The following is a 24199-nucleotide window of genomic DNA, read 5'->3' on the forward strand; positions in this document are numbered from 1 at the left end:
GTGTGTCGTTCTATAATAGCAGGTAACGATTTGGGTATTTGCGATGAGGCAGTCATTCATGTTCTGTCGTTCAGTTTTGTACCAAAGTTACATAGAAGTTCCGAAGTTGAGCATTTGTACTTCAGCCGCCTTATTGCAAATACCCCGTTAGCGGCATGTGCCTTTTGTCGTCGTTTCTGTGTCTTTGTCCGCCTGAAACCTTATCCGAGCAGGTTTGAAGCCAGCAAAAACAAATTGTCTTAAAAATAAAAGTAGTCAATCTTCGGTAAAACCTTTTCTAAAAAATTGTCGTTTGTGTTTGTCGCCCGAAATCTTTACGCACAAAACGTTTGAGCGTTTTCTGTTTTTGTCTGCTTTAAAAACTGTGTCCAAGTGCAACGAAAAAAGTTCTGCGTTAAAGTCGAGTCTTGCAAAATCGTTGCGGCGGTGTCGTCCGATTGTTCGTTATTGTCTGCCAATTGATAAAATTGTTTTCCGTGTCAAACCCCGTAAGAGTTGAACGATTGTCCACCGATAAAGTATTTGTCACCCAAATGAAAATTGGTAATGAAGTTTGATTTTTGAACTGTCCGAAGTCCGCCGTGGACGGTCGTTCAAGTCTTTAAAAGTCTTGTGATTGGAGCCGTTTTATTTATCTGTCGATGTTAGCGAAACAGTCGGATGGCATTGCCGCTAACGTCCGGCGGATTTGCGATGGTGGGGCAATCAAAGCACAAATCTTCAATTTTGTACAAAAGTTGAACCGGAGAACAACCGTTGAACTTTGCAGGTTCGCCCCACTATTGCAAAACCCTTGTTACCAGCAGTTTTTCTTTTGCGTTAATTATTATGTATGTTAAGTAAGTTATGATAAAAATTGTCAAAGGAATTTGAAAGGCTAAATAGTTGAACATTTCGATTGGAACTTGAACTAATCTACTAATTATAGGCGATAACATAAGTATAAAACTTAGAATCGTCACAATTATGTTGGTTCTCCATTTTGTTAGATTTAAAACAATTCCTATAAGTCCAAATATTGCAAATAGTTGGTCAATATTTCCAAAGTCAAAAGCGGTAAAGATTAACCATAGGATAAAAGGAAGTCCAATCATTTGTCCGGCTAAAATGATTAACAAATAAGAAATTATCGAAATCGTCCTAATCACATTTTTCATCCTTGATGTACATTTATTTTTGAAACTATTTCACTTTCGTTAAAAGTTATTGTTAGACTTCCCGTATTTATTCCCGTTCCTGTCATTCCTAAATAATAACTATACTCTGAATTAGTTTCACTGTCAGGTTTTCCAAGAAGTTTTTCGATTTCAGCCTTTTTCATTCCAACCAACTCGTGATTTTTTCTTAAATCATTCATCATTTTCCATCTTAAATCCCAATTTTCCTCCGTATTTAAATCTGAATTTTTCCATTTGTCAGAGTCGAATTTTGCGTGGGAAATTTGTCCGCAAGAACTAAGCAGAAGTCCAATAATTATAAAGTAATTTAAAATTTTTGCTTTCATATTGTTTTACGGTCGGGTTTTCAAAATTGCTGGTAACGATTTGGTATTTGCGATGAGGCGGTCATTCATGTTCGTCTGTTCAGTTTTGTACCAAAGCTATATAGAATTCCGAAGTTGAGCCTATGTAGTCCAGCCGCTTTATTGCAAATACCCCGTTATGGGCAGGCTTTTTTGTCGAACTGTCACTTAAATTTTGATAATAATTCATCTTCTTCGTCAGGTTTGTCATAAGCGTCTGCTTCGGTTAAATGTCCGTCTTGGTCGCTTATTCTTGTCAGTTGCTTTCCTTGTCTAAACACAAGTTGAAGTCCGTGTTCTTGTTCCCAATTACATTCACAAGCAATTTGAACGTAAATGTCTTGTTCCTTATAGGGTCGTCTTGTTACATAAATTTCTGTCGGCTGTATAAAATTCCAAATTTCGTTGCGGTCTTTTATTTGTCTCAAAGGTTCGTCCGCTTCGTCAAAATCAACTGCAGCTAAAAAGTCAATACAATTTTTATAAGCGAGCTCAGAAATTAAGTTTCTGTCGGCAGATGTCAGTTTAAGGAAGTTTGTTAGAGCTTGGTCAGCTTCTTCAACAAAACTCTTGTCGTGTTCAGGTTCAAAGTCCATAAATATTATTGTCAACTTTTCGTTGCCAAAAAATGGAATTTCAATTTCTGAACTTTTCCACCAATGAGGGAAAATGTCTTCCTGTTTAAGTTGTCCGATTATTTTTGATGTGACTTCCTTATTCATTGTCGTTAGTGTTGCGGTGTCTGTTAAGCTTGCCCATAACGAACAGGTATTTGCGATGAGGCGGAAATCCGTGTTCATCAGTTCAGTTTTGCACTAAAGATAAACAGAAATCCCCAAGTTGAGCCTATGTTGTCCAGCCGCCTTATTGCAAATACCCCGTTGGCTGTAGGTTTTCTTCTCGTCAATAAGGACTTTTCATTGTTTTTGTGTCTGCTGGCAAATCAAAAAATGTCTTGTCGAGTTTCATTTCTTTTACTTCTGTTGCTACGCTTTCCAAAGTAAATTGTCCATTGTCAACTATTGATTTTAAAGGTAATGAGTTTGATTTTGAGACGAAGTCATACCAATTTCCAAATTTGTGATTAACAAATAGTTTTGTGTCTACCGAAAGCTTAGTGTTGAAATAGTATTTCTGTGTTCCACTTTTACAAGTCAAAACGAGTTCGTCACATTTATACCCTAATACTTCTGTCACATCTTTATTAACTTCTGCTTTTAGAATTTCGTCTGGGTTTGTGGCTCCGTCATTCCAAAGCAAAGTTTCAGAATTGGCCATTTTAGTGTAAAGCTTGTTGTCTTTGTTCACATAAAGTTGCCACTGAAAAAATGAGCCATTTGCAACTGATTTATAGTCGCCTTTTTTATAAAATATTCTTGTATCGAACCCATCATTGCAGTGAATTGATCGTCTGTCACATTTGGCATTTTACTTTTGTAAGTGTTTTTGTAAATTATTTTGCCTTCAAAAGTCTGTCCAAAAGAAGTGATTGCAAAAAGTGTCGCAATTAAAAATATAAATGTCTTTTTCATATCTATTTTGATAATTATCGTGGTCTGTCTAAACTTACAGCCAACGAGCAGGTATTTGCGATGAGGCGGAAATTCATGTTCATCCGTTCAGTTTTGTACCAAAGTTACATAGAAGTACTGAAGATGAGCATTTGTTCGTCAGCCCGCCTTATTGCAAATACTTGTATGCCGTGTTATTTTGTCGTCGGAATTTTGTCGATAAGTTTTCCAATTATATCAAATGGTTTATTTATGCTGTCTATATCTTCCTTGTCTGTGCGTTTTCTTAATGGGTCCTGATGTATTTCGGAAAGTACCTTTTCGAGATATTCAGCGACCTTGTTTTCGTCTCGCTTTTTAATTTCTTCAGTAAATGCAATAATCGATTTAGTTAAAACCGCTTTATATGCGTAGTCTTCTGAGATGTTTTTCTGTTTAGTAAATTGTTTTGCACAGAATGTCGCACCTGTTATTGCAATGCCGACTGCAACTACTCGTCCAACTATTGAGCTAATGGAGTTCGGGTTAATTATTCCATATCCACTAACAATCCAAATAGTCAAACAAATTGCAACGATAATAAAAACAGCTGCTCCAATAATCCAAAGTCTAAGTCCCCAAACTTTATTTGAGCTATTGTATTGTGCGGAGAACGCAGCACTAATTCCTTCTGCGGATTTTAAATTAAGTGCTTTTTCTGCTTGTGAGATTAATTCATCAATTTTGGCTTCTTTAGAAATAATACTTTTCGCCTGTGTTTCTAAAGCCGAGATAGATGTTTTATACTCCTCAATATTTTCTGCAAATGTTGTAATTGAAAGCCTTTTTGCTTCAATTTCTTTTTCACTTTTGTCAATGTTTGATTGACTTGTATTTGCAGAAGTTAAGACCTCGGAAATTGCAATATTTGCTTTTTTGCTGTTTTCCAATATCTCATATATCTCATCCGAAATTTGAGACAATTTTTTCTTAAGTGTTTCAATAAGTTTTGCATTGGTATCAACTGTCGCAAGTACTTCCTCTTTTTCTTCAATATCTTTTATCAGTTGTTCAAGGTTTGCTTTTAAATCTGCAATATTCTTAAACTCTTTTACATAATCTCGTTTGCTTATTTGCTGACATAATAATTCATTCCCTAAAATTGTTTCATACAGGCTGTCAATTTGTATGATTAATTGAGAAGGGTTTGATATATGTGTCTTTAAAGCATTAAGACTACTCAAGATTGAGTTGCGTCTATTTGCAGGCAAAGTGTCAAAATGAGTACTATTGATTGTTACATTTAAGGTTTCACGAATTAGATTAAATTTACTGACTGCTTCTGTAATGTCTGTGTCGCCGTGTGTTAGAGCTGGATTTGATGATACATATCCTTGTAACGTTGTCTGAATATTTTCATCATTAAGAATTGAAAGGATTTTTTCAGTAGTTGGTTTCATTTGTGTGTCGGGTTAATATGGCATACAACGATCAGGTATTTGCGATGAGGCGGCAATCCATGTTCATCTGTTCAGTTTTGTACCAAAGATAAATAGAAATTCCAATGTTGAGCATTTAGTGTCCAGCCGCCTTATTGCAAATACCCTGTTGCAGGCATGTGCCTTTGTTCGTAGTTGCAGTGTTTGTGTCCCCCGAAACCCTTGTCCAAAGAGGTTTTGAGCCAACAAAAGTCAATTGCTTTTATAACAAAAGTTGTTCAATGTTTATGTCCGGCTAAAATTACGTCTGATAAAAATTCTCAAAAACGTTGCACGAATTGTCGCCCGAAACCTTTGTCTGTAAAGCGTTTGATAGATTTATGTATTTCTCTGCTTTAAAGACTGTGTCAAGGTTTGCCGCAAAAAGTCTTGCGATAAGCTTGAGTTTTGCAAATCGTTGCGGTGATGTCGTCCGATTGTTCGTTGTTGTTTGCCGATTGATAAAATTGTTTTCCGTGTCAAAGTTCTAAGAGTTGAACTACTGTCCACCGAAGCAGCAGTTAAATGTCGAAGCGAAAGTTGATAATGAAGTTGAAGTTTGGAGTTGTCCGAAGTCCGGTGTGGGCAGTCGTTCAATTCTTTAAAGTTCGTTATTGAATTCAGTTTGTCTGTCTGTTGATGTTGGCAGAGCGGTCGGATGGCATTGCCTGCAACGGTTTGGGTATTGCCGAAGGCGGGGAAATCAATGTACAAATGTTGAGTTCTGCACCAACGCAAGCCAAAGCGAATTTTATTGGCTAATTTACATTTTTTGAGCGAATAAAATTCGCTTTGGCGGAATAGGATTCCGAAAGTTTAGGTTTGCACTTCAGCCCCGCTTTTGGCAATACCTTGTTAGCTGCCGTTTTTATTTTTCTTTATTTCTATTTTAGGATATTTCGAGTTAATAGTTTTAGCTAATGCTTCAATATAGTTTGGCGTTTCAAGGATATAAACATTCACTTTGTCAACTAATATTTTTCGATTAAATTCTCGAAAGGTTTTTAACTTTAGAGTTTTGCTTAGGCTATATTCCTGAATATAAGCGTGCTTTAAGTCATTACATATTTTTCTAAGTTCTACAATACTTTCATAACCGCTTATCTCGGATATGTCAATTCCGCTTTGTTTGAAAGTTCTTTTGCAATAATCAAAGTTTGGACTTTTTGATAAGTCAATTTGAATGTCTTCATTGATATGTGCTAAAAATTCGTGGTGATGAACTTCAACCATTCTATTTAGTTCATAAATCACATATTCGATTGCATTCAAATACAGGTAAAATTCAGGCTTATATTTTTCTACATCTTCGGCATTTGTAGAATATCTTTGAATGAACTTTTTTGTCTGCCTATTGAATTGCTTTTCTCCTTTTTGAGTAATTTTTACAAACTTGACTAGATTATCAACTTTCAGACGAATTTTCATTGAAATCAGTACCGTGTTTAATGTGGAACGCATTATTTCAAATTCTCCCTCATTATCAATTCTTGTGAGTTTGGCTTTTAATAGTTTCATACTGTACACGCTTTCTAAAATGGCAGCTAACGTCGGGGTATTTGCGATGAGGCGGCAATCCATGTTCATCTGTTCAGTTTTGTACCAAAGATAAATAGAAATTCCAATGTTGAGCATTTAGTGTCCAGCCGCCTTATTGCAAATACCCTGTTGCAGGCATGTGCCTTTGTTCGTAGTTGCAGTGTTTGTGTCCCCCGAAACCCTTGTCCAAAGAGGTTTTGAGCCAACAAAAGTCAATTGCTTTTATAACAAAAGTTGTTCAATGTTTATGTCCGGCTAAAATTACGTCTGATAAAAATTCTCAAAAACGTTGCACGAATTGTCGCCCGAAACCTTTGTCTGTAAAGCGTTTGATAGATTTATGTATTTCTCTGCTTTAAAGACTGTGTCAAGGTTTGCCGCAAAAAAGTCTTGCGATAAGCTTGAGTTTTGCAAATCGTTGCGGTGATGTCGTCCGATTGTTCGTTGTTGTTTGCCGATAGATAAAATTGTTTTCCGTGTCAAAGTTCTAAGAGTTGAACTACTGTCCACCGAAGCAGCAGTTAAATGTCGAAGCGAAAGTTGATAATGAAGTTGAAGTTTGGAGTTGTCCGAAGTCCGGTGTGGGCAGTCGTTCAATTCTTTAAAGTTCGTTATTGAATTCAGTTTGTCTGTCTGTTGATGTTGGCAGAGCGGTCGGATGGCATTGCCTGCAACGTTGCAGCGGCTTTGCGATGGTGCGGCCATTCGTGTTCTGTTGTTCAGTTTTGTACTAAAGATAAAAAGAAATCCAAAGTTGAGCATTTAGTGTCCAGCCGCCTTATTGCAAATACCCTGTTGCAGGCATGTGCCTTTGTTCGTTGTTGCAGTGTTTGTGTCCCCCGAAACCCTTGTCCAAAGAGGTTTTGAGCCAACAAAAGTCAATTGCTTTTATAACAAAAGTTGTTCAATGTTTATGTCCGGCTAAAATTACGTCTTATAAAAATTCTCAAAAACGTTGCACGAATTGTCGCCCAAAACCTTTGTCTGTAAAGCGTTTGATAGATTTATGTATTTCTCTGCTTTAAAGACTGTGTCAAGGTTTGCCGCAAAAAAGTCTTGCGATAAGCTTGAGTTTTGCAAATCGTTGCGGTGATGTCGTCCGATTGTTCGTTGTTGTTTGCCGATTGATAAAATTGTTTTCCGTGTCAAAGTTCTAAGAGTTGAACTACTGTCCACCGAAGCAGCAGTTAAATGTCGAAGCGAAAGTTGATAATGAAGTTGAAGTTTGGAGTTGTCCGAAGTCCGGTGTGGGCAGTCGTTCAATTCTTTAAAGTTCGTTATTGAATTCAGTTTGTCTGTCTGTTGATGTTGGCAGAGCGGTCGGATGGCATTGCCTGCAACGGTTTGGGGCTTTGCGTTCGGGCGGAAAATCGAAGCCGAACGTTCAGCTAATGTACAAAATTTCAATAGCATTACTGTCGTTGAGTTTTGTACTTCAGCCCGCCTGACGCAAAACCCTTGTTATGCGGTCGGCTTTCATTTACTGACGCAGGTTCATTGATTTTCTAATTGTCGTTTTACGTTATTCAAAGCGGTCTTAGTACAAAAAGTCTGATAGGGAACTGAAAAAAATGGTCCAACCAATTTAGCCAAAATGTTTCCTGGTGTCGAAAAAGTCTGAACCTTAAAAAATATTTTGTTATCAAATTGCTGAACTGTAAAAGTCGAAATGCCTTTCTCGACGTGTCCTTCGAGTGTTTCATAACTAAATCCTTTCTTGTCTGCTTGGTCAATAATTTCGTTTATTCTTACTCCAAAAATTATTTTCTGTGAAAAATTCCTTATCGGTGGAATGTAAACTTGTTGAGCTATGGTGTCGCCAATTTTGATTTTTCTGTTCTCATCTGTCCACTGATTCTTGAAGGTCATAATATTGTCTGGAAAAATTTGATAATTAAACAGAAAGTCAACATTTAGTTGTTCAAGTTTTTTGGTCGTGTCTATGTCAATGGTTGTGATTTTCTCTGTCAGCCGAGATTTGTCATAGTCCATAACTTTCTTGGTCTTTAAAAAGTCAAGGTGTTGTGTGAACTTTTTTTTCTGGTCTGTTAGGTAAATTTTCATTGTTGGTTGTGTCGTTCTTTAAGCTGCCGCATAACGAACAGGTATTTGCGATGAGGCGGCAATCCATGTTCATCAGTTCAGTTTTGTACCAAAGATAAATAGAAATCCGAAGTTGAGCATTTGTTGTCCAGCCGCCTTATTGCAAATACCCCGTTAGCGGCATGTGCCTTTTGTCGTCGTTTCGGTGTCTTTGTCTGCCGAAATCCTTTTCCGAAGCAGATTTGAAGCCGTCAAAGTCAATTGTCTTAAAAGCAAAAGCGGTTGATTTCAATTTCCGATAAAACCGTTTCTCTAAAATTGTCGTTTGTGTTTGTCGGCCGAAACCTTTATGCATAAAGCGTTTGAATGTTTTTTGTTTTTGTCTGCTTTAAAACAATGTGTCAAAATTTACAACGAAAAAAGTCTTGCGCTAAAGTTGAGTCTTGTAAATCGTTGCGGCGTTGTCGTCCGATTGTTCGTTATTGTCGTTCGATTGATAAAATTGTTTTCCGTGTCAAACCGTTAAGAGTTGAACGATTGTCCACCGATAAAGTATTTGTCACCCGAATGAAAATTAAGAATGAAGTTTGAGTTTAGAATTGTCCAAAGTCCAGCGTGGACAGTCGTTCAAGTCTTTAAAAGTCTTGTAATTGAAGTCACTTTATTTGTCTGTCGATGTTAGCGAAACAGTCGGATGGCATTGCCGCTAACGAACAGGTATTTGCGATGAGGCGGAAATACATGCTCGTCTGTTCAGTTTTGCACTAAAGATAAATAGAAATCCGAAGTTAAGCACTTGTTCGTCAGCCCGCCTTATTGCAAATACCCTGTTGCAGGCATGTGCCTTGTTCGTCGTTGTTGGTTCGTGTCAGTCCAAACCTTTATCCGAAGCGGATTTGAAGCCGATAAAAGTTAATTGTCTTAAAAATAGATTTTTTCAGCACGCAAGTTTTTGGCGACTGAAAATTGTCCAATGAAAATGTTTTCTAAAAATAGTCGCTGGTTTGTCGGCTGAAACAGTTGTCTGTAAAGCGTTTGACGAGTTTTTCTTATAGGTCTGCTCTGAAAAATTGTGTCAAGGTTTGCTGCGAAAAAGTCCTGCGTTGAATTTGAGTCTTGCGAATCGTTGCGGTGATGTCGTCCGACTGTTTGTTTGTGTCTGCCGATTGATAAAATTGTTTTCCGTGTCAAACCCATAAGAGTTGAACTACTGTCCACCGAAGCAGCAGTCAAATGTCAAAACGAAAGTTGATAATGAAGTTGAAGTTTGGAGTTGTCCGAAGTCCGGCGTGGGCAGTCGTTCAAGTCTTAAAAGTATTGTGATTGAAGTCGATTTATTTGTCTGTCGATGTTAGCGAAACAGTCGGATGGCATTGCCTGCAACGATCAGGTATTTGCGATGAGGCGGAAATCCGTGTTCGTTAGTTGAATTTTGCACTAAAGATAAACAGAAAATCTAAAGATGAGTTTTGTTCGTCAGCCGCCTTATTGCAAATACCCTGTTGCAGGCATGTGCCTTATTCGTCGTTGCTGGTTCGTGTCAGTCCAAACCTTTACCCGAAGCGGATTTGAAGCCGATAAAAGTCAATTGTCTTAAAAATAGATTTTTTCAGCACGCAAGTTTTTTGGCGACTGAAAATTGTCCAATGAAAATGTTTTCTAAAAATAGTCGCTGGTTTGTCGGCTGAAACAGTTGTCTATAAAGCGTTTGACGAATTTTTCTTATAGGTCTGCTCTGAAAATTGTGTCAAGGTTTGCCGCGAAAAAGTCCTGCGTTGAATTTGAGTCTTGCGAATCGTTGCGGTGATGTCGTCCGACTGTTTGTTGGTGTCTGCCGATTGATAAAATTGTTTTCCGTGTCAAACCCGTAAGACTTGAACGATTGTCCACCGATAAAGTATTTATCACCCGAATGAAAATTGGTAATGAAGTTTGATTTTTGAATTGTCAGAAGTCTGGCGTGGACGGTCGTTCAAGTCTTAAAAGTCTTGTGATTGAAGTCGCTTTATCTGTCTGCTGATGTTAGCGAAACAGTCGGATGGCATTGCCTGCAACGTTTCGGGGCTTTGCGATGGTGGGGCAATCGAAGCACAAAACTTCAATTTTGTACAAAAGTTGAACCGAAGAACTACTGTTGAACTTTGCAGTTTCGCCCCACTATTGCAAAACCCTTGTTAGCTGCTGCTTTTGCTTCTGTCGTTATTACTCGAATTCTATCCATTTTTTCTCAAAATAAATAGTTGTCGAGTTGCTTGTTTTGTCAGTTGCCGTTGCTTTAACAAAGTTTCCAGTTGTGGAGATATATTTTAAAGTCAATTCGTCCATTCCTCCTGTTTCGTAATAAGCACCAAGATTACAACCGAATGGATTGTTTTCAACATCATTTGTAAAAACAGATAAAAGTAAAAGTCGTTCTGATTTGATGTCGGGTTTTGCATAACCAAATATTCTATAGTCTTGTCTGATGTTTGCTGTCAAATTTATTGTGCTGTCGCCGTCTTTTAGAAAAACAAATGCTTTAGTGATGTTGTCCCCAGAAGCAACAACACTTTCATTGTTTTCTTTCTCAATGCTGTCAAGTTTGGTTAATATTTCTGTCACTTGGTTTGTTTTGGTCGTGCCTACAGTTGTAATAGTTTGTTCACTATTTTTCTGATTGTCGGCCTTTGGATTTGTCTGTCCGCAAACACCAATAAGCAAAGTCAATATTAAAATGTAAATGGTCTTTATCATATTCCTGGTGCTGTGTCTAAAGTTGCAGCTAACGATCAGGTATTTGCGATGAGGTGGAAATCTGTGTTCTTCTGTTCAGTTTTGTACCAAAGATAAATATAAGTTCCGAAGTTGAGCCTATGTTGTTCAGCCGCCTTATTGCAAATACCCTGTTGGCGGCATGTGCCTTTTGTCGTAGCTGCTGCTGCGTCTGTGTCCGCCTGAAACCTTTGTCCGAAGCGGTTTTGAAGCCGTTGAAAGCAATTGTCTGAATGGCGGAACTGGTCTAGCGTTTATGTTTTTGTCAGGCTGAATGCTTCCTCAATAAAAATCTAAAAAATTGTCGTTTGTGTCTATCGCCCGAAACCTTTACGCATAAATCGTTTGGACGTTTTGTATTTTGTCTGCTTTAAAAACTGTGTCCAAGTTGCAACGAAAAAAAGTCTTTCCATAAAGTCGGGTCTTGCAAAATCGTTGCGGCGGTGTCGTCCGACTTGTTTGTTATTTTCGTCCGATTGATGAAATTGTTTTCCGTGTCAAACCCGTAAGAGTTGAACGATTGTCCACCGATAAAGTGTTTATCACCCGAATGAAAATTAAGAATGAAGTTTGAGTTTCGAATTGTCCGAAGTCCGCCGTGGACGGTCGTTCAACTCTTAAAAGTCTTGTGATTGAAGTTGTTTTATTTGTCTGTCGATGTAAGCGAAACAGTCGGATGGCATTGCCGCTAACGGTTTGCGGCTTGGCGATGTTTTTTGTGAGGGGAATTAAAGCACAAAAGTTCAATAGAAGCACTATCGTTCATTATTGCACTAATGTTGAATAAAGCACTGTCGCCCCCGAACAAAAAATATAGCCAAACCGCTGTTAGCTGCCGTTTTTTTCTTTGTCGTGGGGGAATAGTGGGGTCATTTTCCGTATTTGTCTTTAAGTTCAAGTTTCTTTATTCGTGAGTTAATTGCTCCTACGTTTCGTCCAAAGATTTCTGCAAGTTCTTTCACTTTCTTGCCTTCACAAAATAGCAATTCAAGTTTGTTGTCGTCTTCTGTTGTCCAAGGTAAATATGCCTGTTGATGTGTTTCTCTGATTTTTTCTACTGAATATGTTTTGCCGTTAGTTTGCCTTGGTTCTTTAAGTTCTTTGAATTTTGTCAGCGATTTTTTTAATGCTTCTACGAAGTCTTTTAAATCTTCGTCAAAAACCTTAAGTCGGTGATGTTCAAAACCGCTTTCAGTTCTCTTGCTTTCCGAAATTTTTAAATACAAGTCGCCTTTCTCACTTTTCTTGATGTCAAAAAAGTAAGTTCGTGAACCTTTGGTTATTTTGTCACTATAAATTTCGTTATCGCTCATCTTTCACAAAATTACAAATTTTACTTTTTGGAACGTAGCGTTGATAGCAATTTTCTAAAGTCAGCGTTAATGCTGTTGTGATTGTTTTTTAAATTCAAAGGCGGATTAAAATGGTTGATTAGTTTTATTTCAATGCTATCAAAGTCTGTTGTTGGCAGAAAAAACATAATCAAATTGTCACACATCCATTTAGTCAATTTTTCTTCGTCAGCTTGTCCGAATTTTGTTTTCCCATTACTTGGGTCTTTATCTCTCGGAATTTGTTTGTAGTCGAACAACACACCTAAACTTTTACGAAGTGTTGAACGTCCTGCATTATTGCCTTTGAAATGTTGGCGGTAATCTCTACTTATTAAACTTCCTCCTGCAATTCCTGTGTAAACGACTTTTAGCTCGTCAAAACTTGTCAAGATTGGAATAACTGAAACGGTCGAAAGGTTTGAATTTGGTTTTAGACACACAATATAGTTGCCTGATTGGTCAGGAATAATTGTTTCGCTGTCGTTAGTCGGGTCAAAACGATTTTGTTTGAAAGTTTGCAACAAGGAAGTTAAGTCAGTTGTCTTTAAACTCGGCAAAACCGTAGTTGTTGCAGGTTTGATGGTTGTTGTTGGTTTTGTTGTTAGTTGCTCTGTTGGCTTGTAGTTGCTTCCAATAACTTTGATTTGTCCCGAACGGATAAGTGCTTCAAAGTCCGCAACTGTGTATCCGTCTTTTTTAGAGCTAAAGTCTGAATAATGAAAACCCAATTTGCGAATTTTAGCTCTAATTCCTTTTTGTTTGTCTGCTGTTGCCCGAACCTTGTCAGCAATTAGTTTCTTAATCTCGTCAATTTGAGAAGTTGTAAATGTGTTTTGTCCTTTCATATTTTGTCCGTTAGTTGAAGTTTGCACGGTCGCCCCAAAATGGCAGCTAACGGTTCGGGTATTGCCGAAGTGGCGGACTTTTAGCACGAAAGTTGAATAGAATTACTGTCTTTCAGTTTTGTACAAATGTTCAATAGAAGCCGTTACCCCGCCATTTTGGCAATACCTTGTTATGCGACCGCCCCTTTTTCGGGCTTGATATGTTTCTTCTTTTTGTCTGTCTTTTTGTGTTGCCTTGGTAGCTCTTTTGCATTTTTGTTTGGATTTGTGCGGTTGGTTAAAATGCAAATGTGCTACCAAATGCGTTGGCTATTTTAGTGCTAAGTCTGTCAATATATGTTTTATGTTTAAATGTTTTGCGTCTTGAATTTTTTTGCGTGTTCGGCTACTAAATCTATCCAATCAAAAAGTTTCGTTTTTTCGGTTGTTTTAGTTTCCCAATATTCCGAAAGTTCAAAGGCTGATGTTTGCATAATCGTTTCAACAATATTTGGAACATTATCAAATAAGTTTAAGAATATTCTCGGCACCTTTTGATATGCCTTTTTTCCAATCACGTAATCACTTTTTCCACCTGCGGTAAATAAATCTCGAACGTTTGGACAAACAACTGCTTCACGAGTTACCAACCAAATCGCCAATCTTCCGAATTTGTCGCTACTATTTCCAAACAGTTCAGGAAAATATACCATTGCACGGTTTTTCAATTCCTGCTTCTCTTTTAAAGCAAGATTGTTCCAAATTCTGATAACTATATTGCTTGCTTTACTGTTGTTTTCGGCATCCATCCACCAAAGCTCTTCACCTTGTTTCAGTTTGCTTTTGTAATAATCAACAATCGGTCTAATCGGATTTTCCTTTTTGCGTAAAGTATCATAAGGCATTTTGATTTTATCGAAAATGGTTTTGCCTTGTTCCAAATTCATATCAATTAGATAACGTGGAGAATGAGTTACCACAACTTCCGACAAAACTTCTTCATAAGGGCGACAACGAAACTCAATTGGACTTGCCAATTTTGCAAAAAGCATAAAAATTCGCTCCACATCATCAACTCTTGTACTTTCTAAAACACTATTTCCTGTGGTTTTCCAATGGTTTTGAGTTGTTGTTTTTACTTCAATGCCGTAATATTTCTTAGCGACAATATCGGGGAATTTTTGTCCTCCGATAAGTTCGATAGAATTTTCAAAATCGGTTCCAACTGCCAAATCTGTCATTACATCTCTTACATACGGCTCAAGATTTCTGCCCAAAAGTGTTGCTACTTTCTTAGAAGATTTTTGTGCGTGAACATTCAACTCGTCAATTGTTGAGCCGAGCAAAGCATTAAATTCACTTCTATTTGGGTCTGGATTTAACCTTTGAAATTATGTTTTAAATGACTTTGCAAAAAATCAATATTGGGGTAAAATTTATCCGGTAAAATGAGTGATTTATTTTCGTGTCTTCCAAATAGAGACGAAAAGGTTTGTTTGTCTTTTGCTAGTTTAAGTCCATCAGAAATCAATATTGAATACTCGGAATTTATTCCAATATACCCTAATTCAAATGCTCGGTCGTGAATGTTACATAAGCAAAGTCCATTTGTTGGATTTAAACGATGTTCTTCATTTTCTGACCACTTTAAAATATGGCTTGCAACTAATAAATTTTGAATATCTAAGCTACAAATTGCACAAGAATTAGAATAATTATTGATAACCACTTTTCTAAACAGGGATTGATTTACTCGTGTTTTTACAACTCTTTCTATATATTTACCCTCTTTTCCGCTTAAAATATCTTTTTCAATTTCTTGAATTTCGTTTTGGTCTAAAGCAATTTCTTCAACTTTTTTGTTTTGATATTTTGCTAATAGAACTTCGCTTTGATATAACATTTCATTCCAATTACTTGAAAATTCATTGTACATTTCAATAGCATTTTTTCCAGGATTTGCCAATCCTTTTACTCTGTCTTTATGCTTTGGATCTTGACGAGATAAATGAACTAATTTAAATGCAACAGCACCTGGTGTTTTGCCAATTAATTCAGCAAGTTTTATTACTTCAATATTTCTATAATTAAATTGACCATAACGAAGTTTTGAGTACAAATTCATTACGAGCATAAATTCGTCTCTTGACCACTTACTCATCTTTTGCAAATTCTTTTAAAGCTGTTTCCAATTGTTCAATTACCAATAAGTATTCGTTTTTAAGGTCATCAAATTCAATATTGTCAAGTTCATTATTTAACAATGAAAGGGCTGATAACAAAGCGGTTTCAATTTTTTCAGAGTTCATTAGTTTAATTGTTTTGGTTTTAATTGGGTGAGGGATAGAAGTGGAAAGCCCACAGCGAGGAACGAGCGAGGACTTGGAACGGATAGCCCGACCCGAAGGGGCACGCCCATAAATTTTGCTTTTGAGTAAAATCTTTGAGATAAATTTTCGGTTTTTTCTGGCTCGTCTAAATGTTTAAAAACATCTTTGAGTTGAACAAAATGTTTTAATTCTTCGCCTTTGTTAGTGTAAGAATGTGTTGGATTTGGATAAGGATTATAACGTTCTGAAATCGTTTCTTTTTCTAATTCAGCCAAAGCTGATTTTTTCAAAGCTGATTTTTTGATGCCGATAAAGATTACTCTTTCTCTTGATTGTGGAACGCCAAAATCTGCTGAATGTAAAACTTGCGGGTCGAGTACGATATATCCGTTACCATTGGCAGATGAAAAATCATTTTGGATGATTGATTTTACATCGCCAAGATTGACTAAGCCTTTTACGTTTTCTGCGATGAATATTTTCGGCTGTGTAATTTCAATGACTTCTTTCATCCACATATAAAGCTGTCCGCGAGTTTCAACAGAAGCCATTTTTTCGTCAATCAATTCGCCTTTGTGGTTTTTGTGCGAGTTAAATCCATTGCGTTTCCCTGCCACGCTAAAGTCCTGACAGGGAAAACCACCTGTAACTACATCTACATCTTCAGGAAAAACACTAAATCCGTTACGGTACATTTTTACCAAATCAACAATGCTTTCCTTGTAAAAATCCTCTGCATTGTGTCCACGTTTTAAAAAATAGTTGACCCAAGCATTTCTTGCATCAGTTAAAATATCGTTTGCGAAAACAGTTTTGAACTTTGTTTTTTTGAGTTGAACAAAACCGTTTTTTAGTTTTTTGTCAATAAAATGAGGGGTCAAAATTTCGTTGATTGATTGCGGTAAAACTGAAAAACCGCCCTCAAAACCTAAGTCCATACCACCGCAACCAGAAAAAAGAGAAAGCACATTAAGTGTTTCTTTCTTTTTGCTGTGATGATTTGATTTCTTGTTTTTGGATAATATAAAATGTCCAACTGTGGTTCTTCGACTACGCTGATTTCTGCTTCCATTGTTCCTGTTCGCATAGTTTAATTTTTTACAAGGTTAGACTTTAGGTATTTTACTTTTTGCTCGGCAACTTTCAAAACTTTGTTTGCATAGGCTTCATCTGCAATTTCATAAGCAATTTTTTCGCTCATAAACTGCACTAACAAATCTTCTTCGTCAAGCTTCAATATTTCAGCAAGTTTGATGATGTTGTCTTTGTTCGGTTTTCGTTCGTTTCGTTCGATTTTACTCAAAATTGCTTGGTCAATGTCGAGATACGATGCTACTTGTCGAAGTAACAAACCTAAACTTTCTCGTTTTGCTCTTATGATTTGTCCGACTGTTTCCATATGAATAATTTTACTTGACACCATTTGTCAAAAATAAGTTGTCATTTTTGATTATGCAAATTTTATAGTCGTTTTGTCGAGCGTTACAAAATTCAAGCTCTTTTGGTTTTTGTATGTCGGCTTTGTGTGACTGGGAAAACCAAATGTGCTTGAATGTGCGGTGGCTTTCTGGGGTGTCGCATAACGATCAGGTATTTGCGATGAGGCGGCAATCCATGTTCATCAGTTCAGTTTTGCACTAAAGATAAATAGAAATCAGAAGATGAGCATTTATTGTCCAGCCGCCTTATTGCAAATACCCTGTTGCCTGCTGTGTTTTTCGTTAATGCCAATTCTCGCCACTCAATTTTACAATTAAAATTGCAAGTATTATGTGAATTAGCAAAAGTCCAAGAATGGCAAATTTTGTTTGTTTAGTTAAAATTACTTTATCAATTATGTAACCATAAACTGGATATTGCAAAATTGATATTATGATAAATGGCAGACTTATTTTGTCTTGCCATATTATTCCAAGCATACCAAATGGAAAAAGTCCCACTGCTGGAATATAAGTGCCGTGTCCTGCACCCATTGCAAACACAGCCGCGATTAGCAACAAAGGTGTCAGCAGGCAAAGTCTAAATGTCCATTTATATTGTTTTATCATTGCGTAACTTGTAAAAACGATAAAATATAAATAACATCATCATTGCTCCAATTGTCAACCAACCAAAGAAAATTTTATTAACGTAACCACCAGGTTCATAATACAAGAACTCAAAATAATTTTTCATCTTAGCTCTAATCACCTCTATTGTAATACTAAATGCTGCAAGTGTCAAAAAGTACACAATGCCAAAAGCGAAGGTTTTATCCTTGCCAACTTTTGTTTTATTAGCGAAATAAATAATTGTCGTGAATAGCATTATGAATGCGAAGGGAATTCCTAAGGTTTGTCCACCGTGTGCATAGGCTGTCCATATATACCCCAATCGCAAACAATAATAAAATGAAATTAAGGTCAAAATTGTCAATAGAATTTTCTTTTTCATTGGGGACTGTCAATTAACATTGCAGGCAACGAACAGGTATTTGCGATGAGGCGGAAATCCATGTTCATCAGTTCAGTTTTGTACCGAAGATAAATAGAAATCCGAAGATGAGCATTTGTTGTCCAGCCGCCTTATTGCAAATACACCGTTGCAGGCATGTGCCTTTGTTCGTCGTTGCTGCGTCTGTGTCCGCCGAAACCCTTGTCCGAAGCGAGTTTTAAACCGACAGAAGTAGGTTGTCTTAAAAAAATTGTTCAACATTTATGTCCAGCTAAATTTTATCTAATAAAAAATGTCGAACGAATTTGTCCGCCGAAACCTTTACGAGCAAAGCGTTTGAACGTTTTTTGTTTTTGTCTGCTTTAAACAATGTGTCAAAATTTACAATGAAAAAAAACTTGCGCTAAAGTTGAGTTTTGCAAATCGTTGCGGCGGTGTCGTTCGATTATTCGTTGGTGTCTGCTGATTGATAAAATTGTTTTCCGTGTCAAAGCCGTAAGATTTGAACGGTTGTCCACCGATAAAGTATTTGTCACCCGAATGAAAACCGGTAATAAAGTTTGATTTTTGGATTGTCCGAAGTCTGCCGTGGACGGTCGTTCAAGTCTTTAAAAGTCTTGTGATTGAAGTCATTTTATTTGTCTGCCGATGTTAGCGAAACAGTCGGACGGCATTGCCTGCAACGGGTCGGGTATTGCCGAAGGCGGGGTTTTTAGCACTAAAGTTCAATCGAAGAACGAATGTTGAACCTTGCACAAATGTCAAATCGAAGCCGTTCAGCCCCGCTTTTGGCAATACCTTGTTATGGGCAGTTAATATACTTTTGTTCTCCATCGATTTGTAGGTTTAGAGCAAATAGTTTCAATAAAAGCGTTATAATAGTCAGAGTTTCGCCCTGTCTCTGTTTGTGTCTTTTTAAAAATTAGTCGGTCGTCAACCTTTTTATAAAAGTCACGAAAAATGCCTTTGAGTTGTGCTGAATATTCATTTCTGTATCCGTTTTCTATTTCCAAATATTTTCTTGTCAGGAAAAGCAAAAGGTCAGACAATTGTATCATTGTGTTTTTTCAGAGTCCACAGGGTAACTAAACTCCACAATCCATTTTACTCTTTTGTTTTGTGGTCCCGAAAACCTTCTATAATGCGTAACAGCTTCTATTTCGTCTATGAATGCATCTTTCTCATCAATAATTACTAACGCTCTTGCGCTTCGCCCTAATTTTTCTTTTGTATACTTTTCGTAAGATGTTATCAAATAGTCATAAGCCACTAAATACGGTGTCTTTAAGTCGAAATAGGCTCTATCTCTTACTTGCGTTGTGTCGTAATTATCAAGGCTTCGTTTGTCAATGGCAAAATAGTAGTAATGATGTTTTCTGGTTGCAATTAAATCAAGTAAGTCATTAATTAATTGGTTTCGTCTTTCTCTCGGATGATTAAGAAAATGTCCAGTCCCATTGGGTGAAAATAAGTCTTGAGTGTGAAACTCGAAGTTTTCAGGAATTTGTCCACCGAAATAATTGGCAATGATATTTTGATAGTCAACGTGTGTTTTATTCCAGCCTTCATCACGTAGAATTATTCCTCCAGATACAAAAATTGGTTGTTCTGCTTGTCCCAGGTCTCGTCCGTTACAGCCTGTTTCGTCTATGTAATAAAAGTGCATTGTCGGTTCTGTTTAATTGCCCATAACGTTGAAGCATTGGCGTTGTGGCGGGAATAGAATTCCTTCAGCCGAATATAGCGCTAAAGCTAAATAGTAGTACAAAGTTGAGCCTATATTCGTCAGCCGCCATAATGCTAATGCAATGTTGTACGCAGATTTAGTAGTTCTCCATTCGCCATTCAAGGTCAATGTCGTCTAAGTCTGCGTCGATATACTTAATTTGTTCTTTGCTTATGTCCCTTTTAAGTGGGTCAAGTATTTGCCAAAGAGTTTCGTCAATTTCTATAATATTGGCTTTTATTATTTCTTTTAGTTGTCTCTGCAAATAAAAACTATAGTGCAATCCACTCGAAAAACCCTCCAACATTCCGCCATTAGGAAAAGTAACTTTATAAATTTCCTGTCGAAAATTTAATAAGTTATTGAAGAGCCAACCTATGTCAACTGGTCTTTGATTGATATGTTCAACAAGGTCAGGGTACAAAGCTGATATTTTCAAAAGCACTTTATCTGATAATTCTTTGTTTGCATCTTTTTCTCTGTCGTGAAGAAACTCTCCGCCTAAAACGTATTCAAGGTTCGTTAGCTTATTTAATTGTTGAGCTCTGTTCAATTTTTCATTGTTGCCCGTAAATGAATACTTTATTTGAACAATCGGATTGACATGTTTTTTTGTTAGTCCAAAGGATTCTAAAAGTATTTCAATTTGAGAAAGTCTAATTTTCGCAGGTTTGGAATTTTTTCTGTCCGGCGAAGACCACAAATAATTATAGTCTAAAATTTTGTATAATAAATCCTTTGCTGTCATAGTTTGGTGGTCTGAAAAATTTGCGTACAACGGGTCGGGTATTGCCGAAGGCGGGGATTTTTAGCACAAAAGTTCAATCAAAGAACGGAAGTTGAACCTTGCACAAATGCCCAATCGAAGCCGTTCAGCCCCGCTTTTGGCAATACCTTGTTAGCTGTAGTTTCTTTATTCAAGTCGTATTTTTTGAATGTATTTTGTTGAATTTTCAGCTTCAATTGTGTCTATTTGAAAGTTTAGTTTATTTGCCAATTTCTTTTGTTTTTTATTAAATATTTCCACCATAAGCAGCAAGGAATTCCAATTGTTTTCAATGTTTGAATCGGAATATGTTCTGAGAATATTTTTGTAAAGTGATTCTGTTATAAAATTCTTAGCGAACTTTCCCGATTTTCCGACAGAAATTCCAAAATCATTTTCGCTACCAATATTCCATTCGATAAGTCGCCAAAACATTGGTCTTACAACATTTTCCATCATATCTTTCGCATAGATTATTTCTTCTCTTTTTAAACCTTTTGCAACATTCGTAATAGTCCACCAAAATTCATTACATACTTCAGAAAACTCTTGTTGATTAGGTTCTGTAATATGATAATCTTTATCAGATGGTTTAGAAATGTTTTTAAACAGATTGTCTTTGTCTAGCCAAACTATTGCTAGACTGTCGATTTCAAAATGAGTTTCAAATTTTTCGTATAGAAATAAAGTAAGGTCAATTCTGTTCTCATCTTCAAAAATCATTAAAAATCCGAAAGAAAGGGTTTCTTCGTTCGCATTTTTTCCTAAATCCATTTCATCAGGAAGTTGTTGTAAAATGGGTTTTCCTAAAACATTAATCCAACTTCTATCAGTTAAAAAAGAGTCGAAATCTTTTACGATAAAAACAATATCAAAGTCTTGATACTTGTCGGGATTGACATTAGGGTTTGCTCTTGAACCGTTTAGAATTACAGCTCTAATGCGGTCGTCAGCTTTTGCAAGGTTTAAAATTTTATTTTGGATGTCGTTTTGATTAATCATTGTCGGTCAGAAATTACAGCTAACGTTTTGGGTATTGCCGAAGGCGGGGATTTTTAGCACAAAAGTTCAATCGAAGAACGAAAGTTGAACCTTGCACAAATGCCCAATCGAAGCCGTTCTGCCCCGCTTTTGGCAATACCTTGTTACCTGCTGTGTTGTTTATATTTCACTAATTTCCGTTGTTTTTAAATTCAATTTGTCACCAATACGCTTCCAAACAGTTCCAATTTCTGGATTAGATTTTTCTTTGTCGTTTGTAAACACGCCAACATATTTATAGTTTGTAAGTCCCAAAATGTCTGTGTAATGGAAAAAGCAAATTCTGATATGTGTCCCTTGAGCGTGATGATAATAATGGTCCGATTTTCTCTTTTCGTCAGAATGGGTTTCCGTAATAGTTCCAACAGCCTCGTCAAAATTATTGAGCCAACCACTTCTTGGATGTTCAGATGGCCACCAAATTAATTGGTTTATGTTTTTAGGATTAGCTATTGCACCTTTTCTTAAAAAACCTCTTTTTGTTTTTTGATAGTCTGCGTCAAAAAGCAAACAAATATCTTCAATTGTAAAAAACGAAACTTCATCTGAGATGTTAATGTAACCATTGTTTTTCCAATAGTTTGGATTGTGTTCGTTTTCTGGTCTCCAAGGTTTGAAAATTCCGTTTTCTATTTGTTCTTTTACTTCCGAATTTATTTTACTTAAAAGCTTATCAATTTGTGAATGAATGCCAAGAATGTCCTCCCGACAGTCAATTACGAAAACTTGATGTCCTGTGTTAACTTCAATCTGTTTTTGGCGTTTTAAATCTCTATTTATCCTGTCTTCGCTTTCGTAATGAGCTGGCTCATTTACTTCAACGTGTAGTCCGATTTGCGGAAAATAAACATCAGTAAGTGCATATTGAGAAAGTTCTCTCGAAACGTATTGTTGTGGTGTCATTTTTAAATCGTAGTTGTCAAGTAAATGCCAAATACGAGAAATTACATAATGCTCAATACGTTTACTACTTGTCCTTTGTAACAACCTTGAAATATAGTCAAGTTTATAGCTCATATTAGTTTGTTATTAGCTTATTTTCTCGACCTTAAAGTTTCCCGCACTTTTATATGATTGGGCTTGCTTGTTAAAGCCTAATCTTGCAATTTCCTTCTCAATGTCCTGTGCGTTCGGTGCCGGTGAAGAAGCTACTTGAAATGTATAACCCTTTGGCATATCTCCGAATTGTCTTGGTGCAGTTAATTTATAAGCTGGCATAAATTTTATTTTTTTGCTTTGCTTACTCTGTTCGGTTTTCAGCTTTCCCGTTTTTTGCAAATGTCTGATGTCAATCGGTCAAACCGTGTCGTTCTGTGCGGTCGTCCTAACATAGCAGGTAACGTTCGGGGCTTTGCGATGGTGGGGCAATCGAAGCACAAATCTTCAATTTTGTACAACAGTTAAATCGAAGAACTGCTGTTGAACTTTGCAGTTTCGCCCCACTATTGCAAAGCCCTTGTTAGCGGTAGTTTTTATCTATCTGTTAATTCTAATTCGTCCAAAGTTCCTTTTACGGTTTTTAGTTCAGTGATTTTTTCGTTCTTATCTTTAATTTCTGCATCTAATTGGCTAATATTCGTTTTTGGCATTGTTATTTTTTTCTTTTTGATACATCTTCAATCATATACTCTAAATTATTAACGTCTAATGCTGTCCATCCGCTACTAAAAAAATCTTTAAATTCTATGCCTTCGTTATTTAACTCTGCAATTACTTTCTTATTAAACATATAAACATCATAAACCGGAAAAAAGGTTGCTTTGTCATTATTCCAATCATCCATTGTTAGAAATGCTCCTTCCTCTCCCTCATAAGATATACCAATTATTCTATCTTGATTTTGCCAATAATAATCAAGCTCACTATTATCACTATCTTTACTTTCGTGTTTGATACCACTTTCAGAAGTGGTGTTTATAAGAGTAGTAATAGCTACATTTTCCATAAAGTTGATTGGTTTTCCATATTTCTTTGTTAGATAATCTATGGTTTCTTTTATTTCGGTAGAATCACTAAACATTGAGGAGCCTGCAACTCCGACCATTTTGTTTTCATAGATAATGAATTGTAATCTTCGCAACTTAATTTTATTCAAATAACCGACATTTTGTTCTCTTTTTTCTTCAGCTTCAAGATTATATTGTTTCCATTGAAATTTTTTACCTTCATCAGTTTCCATATCATATAATTCTTTATGTACTATTTTTTCAGCATCTTTTTGCTTGCCATATAGTATTATACTATCAACCTTTAATTGTTTCAAATAGTTATCAGGATTAAGATTTTCCGAAAAATTTTCAATATCAAAATATTTTCTATCGATTTTTTCCTGCCCATTACAAGAAATTATAAATGGCAAAATTGTAAGTAGTACTAATAGTTTTTTCATTTTATTATAGGATATGGTTCAAATAAAGTTCTAATGTGTATATTGCCCCAATTATGATAATTAAAATAATGTTTGTGTATGCAAAATAATTTTGTTTTTTAAAGAACAAAACAATTGTCTCGATAATAATCCAAGCACCCCACAAAAACAGACTTCCAAATCCTAAAATCACTTTAACGAAGTTTATACCTAAAAAGTCATTTCCGCTTTGCTTATCGCTGAAGATAATTAATGCGAATAAAACGATAGGAATAAGTCCTAAAAGAATTCTTATTATGGTATGATTGAATAGAGTATTTTTCATCAGTTATTTTTTGGTTACGGTCGGTCACGAAATTACCGCTAACGATCAGGTATTTGCGATGAGGCGGAAATCCATGTTCGTCTGTTGAGTTTTGTACCGAAGATAAATAGAAATCCCAATGTTGAGCCTTTAGTGTCCAGCCGCCTTATAGCAAATACCCTGTTGGCTGCTGTTTTTTGTCCACCGGACGAAAAACAGCCTTGAATAAATAAAGAAAACTTACATTTTT

The 24199-nt window shown here is 36.3% G+C and carries 25 protein-coding genes; all 25 read right to left on the bottom strand.

Annotation, left to right across the window (positions count from 1 at the left end; genetic code table 11):
- Positions 1-1153: 1153 nt before the first annotated feature.
- The 25 genes from MKP09_RS12320 to MKP09_RS12440 all read right to left on the bottom strand — a co-directional run bounded on the left by MKP09_RS12320 (position 1154) and on the right by MKP09_RS12440 (position 23970).
- The gene (locus MKP09_RS12320; RefSeq protein ID WP_240830304.1) at positions 1154-1504 is read right to left on the bottom strand and encodes a hypothetical protein; all 351 of its coding nucleotides are present in this window, start codon (positions 1502-1504) and stop codon (positions 1154-1156) included.
- 182 nt (positions 1505-1686) lie between these two features.
- Positions 1687-2322: a DUF6985 domain-containing protein gene (locus MKP09_RS12325; protein WP_240830305.1), complete on the bottom strand. Its 636-nt coding sequence runs from the start codon at positions 2320-2322 to the stop codon at positions 1687-1689.
- A 103-nt stretch (positions 2323-2425) separates the two neighbouring features.
- A complete protein-coding gene (locus MKP09_RS12330; protein ID WP_240830306.1) occupies positions 2426-2800 on the bottom strand; it encodes a hypothetical protein in 375 nt (124 codons plus the stop codon).
- 26 nt (positions 2801-2826) lie between these two features.
- Entirely contained in the window at positions 2827-3054 is a 228-nt protein-coding gene (locus MKP09_RS12335; protein ID WP_240830307.1) for a hypothetical protein, read from the bottom strand.
- Positions 3055-3227: 173 nt separating this feature from the next.
- Positions 3228-4472, bottom strand: a complete 1245-nt coding sequence (locus tag MKP09_RS12340) for an AAA family ATPase (protein WP_240830308.1) — start codon at positions 4470-4472, stop codon at positions 3228-3230.
- Between the two features lie 873 nt (positions 4473-5345).
- Positions 5346-6125, bottom strand: a complete 780-nt coding sequence (locus tag MKP09_RS12345; RefSeq protein WP_240830309.1) for a hypothetical protein — start codon at positions 6123-6125, stop codon at positions 5346-5348.
- Positions 6126-7523: 1398 nt separating this feature from the next.
- Complete coding sequence (locus tag MKP09_RS12350; protein WP_240830310.1) at positions 7524-8093, bottom strand: DUF1990 family protein; 570 nt, start codon at positions 8091-8093, stop codon at positions 7524-7526.
- 2181 nt (positions 8094-10274) lie between these two features.
- On the bottom strand, positions 10275-10805 hold the full coding sequence (locus MKP09_RS12355) for a hypothetical protein (protein ID WP_240830311.1): 531 nt from the start codon (positions 10803-10805) through the stop codon (positions 10275-10277).
- Between the two features lie 887 nt (positions 10806-11692).
- Positions 11693-12136 carry a DUF3276 family protein gene (locus MKP09_RS12360; protein WP_240830312.1) on the bottom strand — a complete coding sequence of 148 codons (444 nt, stop codon included), beginning with the start codon at positions 12134-12136 and terminating at the stop codon, positions 11693-11695.
- A gap of 20 nt (positions 12137-12156) precedes the next feature.
- Positions 12157-13002 (bottom strand): GIY-YIG nuclease family protein, encoded by an 846-nt coding sequence (locus MKP09_RS12365; protein ID WP_240830313.1) that lies wholly within the window; start codon positions 13000-13002, stop codon positions 12157-12159.
- A 347-nt stretch (positions 13003-13349) separates the two neighbouring features.
- Positions 13350-14327: a hypothetical protein gene (locus MKP09_RS12370; protein WP_240830314.1), complete on the bottom strand. Its 978-nt coding sequence runs from the start codon at positions 14325-14327 to the stop codon at positions 13350-13352.
- A gap of 32 nt (positions 14328-14359) precedes the next feature.
- A complete protein-coding gene (locus tag MKP09_RS12375) occupies positions 14360-15142 on the bottom strand; it encodes an HNH endonuclease (protein ID WP_240830315.1) in 783 nt (260 codons plus the stop codon).
- Positions 15135-15290: a hypothetical protein gene (locus tag MKP09_RS12380; RefSeq protein ID WP_240830316.1), complete on the bottom strand. Its 156-nt coding sequence runs from the start codon at positions 15288-15290 to the stop codon at positions 15135-15137. Before MKP09_RS12380 ends, MKP09_RS12375 begins: the two co-directional genes overlap by 8 nt.
- Positions 15290-16279, bottom strand: coding sequence for a DNA cytosine methyltransferase (locus tag MKP09_RS12385; protein WP_240830317.1), 990 nt, complete (start codon positions 16277-16279; stop codon positions 15290-15292). Before MKP09_RS12385 ends, MKP09_RS12380 begins: the two co-directional genes overlap by 1 nt.
- A gap of 122 nt (positions 16280-16401) precedes the next feature.
- Positions 16402-16710, bottom strand: a complete 309-nt coding sequence (locus MKP09_RS12390) for a helix-turn-helix domain-containing protein (RefSeq protein ID WP_240830318.1) — start codon at positions 16708-16710, stop codon at positions 16402-16404.
- Between the two features lie 322 nt (positions 16711-17032).
- Positions 17033-17359: a hypothetical protein gene (locus MKP09_RS12395; RefSeq protein WP_240830319.1), complete on the bottom strand. Its 327-nt coding sequence runs from the start codon at positions 17357-17359 to the stop codon at positions 17033-17035.
- Positions 17343-17744 (bottom strand): hypothetical protein, encoded by a 402-nt coding sequence (locus tag MKP09_RS12400; RefSeq protein ID WP_240830320.1) that lies wholly within the window; start codon positions 17742-17744, stop codon positions 17343-17345. Before MKP09_RS12400 ends, MKP09_RS12395 begins: the two co-directional genes overlap by 17 nt.
- A gap of 812 nt (positions 17745-18556) precedes the next feature.
- A complete protein-coding gene (locus tag MKP09_RS12405; RefSeq protein ID WP_240830321.1) occupies positions 18557-18802 on the bottom strand; it encodes a hypothetical protein in 246 nt (81 codons plus the stop codon).
- On the bottom strand, positions 18799-19410 hold the full coding sequence (locus MKP09_RS12410) for a DUF3800 domain-containing protein (RefSeq protein ID WP_240830322.1): 612 nt from the start codon (positions 19408-19410) through the stop codon (positions 18799-18801). Before MKP09_RS12410 ends, MKP09_RS12405 begins: the two co-directional genes overlap by 4 nt.
- Before the next feature lie 157 nt (positions 19411-19567).
- Positions 19568-20218 (bottom strand): hypothetical protein, encoded by a 651-nt coding sequence (locus MKP09_RS12415; RefSeq protein WP_240830323.1) that lies wholly within the window; start codon positions 20216-20218, stop codon positions 19568-19570.
- Between the two features lie 165 nt (positions 20219-20383).
- Entirely contained in the window at positions 20384-21238 is an 855-nt protein-coding gene (locus MKP09_RS12420; RefSeq protein ID WP_240830324.1) for an aminoglycoside 6-adenylyltransferase, read from the bottom strand.
- Positions 21239-21397: 159 nt separating this feature from the next.
- Entirely contained in the window at positions 21398-22294 is an 897-nt protein-coding gene (locus tag MKP09_RS12425) for an AbaSI family restriction endonuclease (RefSeq protein ID WP_240830325.1), read from the bottom strand.
- 12 nt (positions 22295-22306) lie between these two features.
- On the bottom strand, positions 22307-22495 hold the full coding sequence (locus MKP09_RS12430) for a hypothetical protein (RefSeq protein ID WP_240830326.1): 189 nt from the start codon (positions 22493-22495) through the stop codon (positions 22307-22309).
- A 373-nt stretch (positions 22496-22868) separates the two neighbouring features.
- Positions 22869-23666 carry a hypothetical protein gene (locus MKP09_RS12435; RefSeq protein WP_240830327.1) on the bottom strand — a complete coding sequence of 266 codons (798 nt, stop codon included), beginning with the start codon at positions 23664-23666 and terminating at the stop codon, positions 22869-22871.
- A 4-nt stretch (positions 23667-23670) separates the two neighbouring features.
- Positions 23671-23970 (bottom strand): hypothetical protein, encoded by a 300-nt coding sequence (locus MKP09_RS12440; protein WP_240830328.1) that lies wholly within the window; start codon positions 23968-23970, stop codon positions 23671-23673.
- Positions 23971-24199 lie beyond the last annotated feature (229 nt).

Source organism: Paraniabella ginsengisoli (assembly GCF_022513635.1).
Taxonomy (GTDB): domain Bacteria; phylum Bacteroidota; class Bacteroidia; order Chitinophagales; family Chitinophagaceae; genus Niabella; species Niabella ginsengisoli.

Coding starts and splice junctions, on each gene's coding strand:
- MKP09_RS12320 (WP_240830304.1), bottom strand. CDS start 1,504: ATGAAAGCAAAAATTTTAAATTACTTTATAATTATTGGACTTCTGCTT.
- MKP09_RS12325 (WP_240830305.1), bottom strand. CDS start 2,322: ATGAACACGGATTTCCGCCTCATCGCAAATACCTGTTCGTTATGGGCA.
- MKP09_RS12330 (WP_240830306.1), bottom strand. CDS start 2,800: ATGGCCAATTCTGAAACTTTGCTTTGGAATGACGGAGCCACAAACCCA.
- MKP09_RS12335 (WP_240830307.1), bottom strand. CDS start 3,054: ATGAAAAAGACATTTATATTTTTAATTGCGACACTTTTTGCAATCACT.
- MKP09_RS12340 (WP_240830308.1), bottom strand. CDS start 4,472: ATGAAACCAACTACTGAAAAAATCCTTTCAATTCTTAATGATGAAAAT.
- MKP09_RS12345 (WP_240830309.1), bottom strand. CDS start 6,125: ATGCTCAACATTGGAATTTCTATTTATCTTTGGTACAAAACTGAACAG.
- MKP09_RS12350 (WP_240830310.1), bottom strand. CDS start 8,093: ATGAAAATTTACCTAACAGACCAGAAAAAAAAGTTCACACAACACCTT.
- MKP09_RS12355 (WP_240830311.1), bottom strand. CDS start 10,805: ATGATAAAGACCATTTACATTTTAATATTGACTTTGCTTATTGGTGTT.
- MKP09_RS12360 (WP_240830312.1), bottom strand. CDS start 12,136: ATGAGCGATAACGAAATTTATAGTGACAAAATAACCAAAGGTTCACGA.
- MKP09_RS12365 (WP_240830313.1), bottom strand. CDS start 13,002: ATGAAAGGACAAAACACATTTACAACTTCTCAAATTGACGAGATTAAG.
- MKP09_RS12375 (WP_240830315.1), bottom strand. CDS start 15,142: ATGAGTAAGTGGTCAAGAGACGAATTTATGCTCGTAATGAATTTGTAC.
- MKP09_RS12380 (WP_240830316.1), bottom strand. CDS start 15,290: ATGAACTCTGAAAAAATTGAAACCGCTTTGTTATCAGCCCTTTCATTG.
- MKP09_RS12390 (WP_240830318.1), bottom strand. CDS start 16,710: ATGGAAACAGTCGGACAAATCATAAGAGCAAAACGAGAAAGTTTAGGT.
- MKP09_RS12395 (WP_240830319.1), bottom strand. CDS start 17,359: ATGATAAAACAATATAAATGGACATTTAGACTTTGCCTGCTGACACCT.
- MKP09_RS12400 (WP_240830320.1), bottom strand. CDS start 17,744: ATGAAAAAGAAAATTCTATTGACAATTTTGACCTTAATTTCATTTTAT.
- MKP09_RS12405 (WP_240830321.1), bottom strand. CDS start 18,802: ATGATACAATTGTCTGACCTTTTGCTTTTCCTGACAAGAAAATATTTG.
- MKP09_RS12410 (WP_240830322.1), bottom strand. CDS start 19,410: ATGCACTTTTATTACATAGACGAAACAGGCTGTAACGGACGAGACCTG.
- MKP09_RS12415 (WP_240830323.1), bottom strand. CDS start 20,218: ATGACAGCAAAGGATTTATTATACAAAATTTTAGACTATAATTATTTG.
- MKP09_RS12420 (WP_240830324.1), bottom strand. CDS start 21,238: ATGATTAATCAAAACGACATCCAAAATAAAATTTTAAACCTTGCAAAA.
- MKP09_RS12425 (WP_240830325.1), bottom strand. CDS start 22,294: ATGAGCTATAAACTTGACTATATTTCAAGGTTGTTACAAAGGACAAGT.
- MKP09_RS12430 (WP_240830326.1), bottom strand. CDS start 22,495: ATGCCAGCTTATAAATTAACTGCACCAAGACAATTCGGAGATATGCCA.
- MKP09_RS12435 (WP_240830327.1), bottom strand. CDS start 23,666: ATGAAAAAACTATTAGTACTACTTACAATTTTGCCATTTATAATTTCT.
- MKP09_RS12440 (WP_240830328.1), bottom strand. CDS start 23,970: ATGAAAAATACTCTATTCAATCATACCATAATAAGAATTCTTTTAGGA.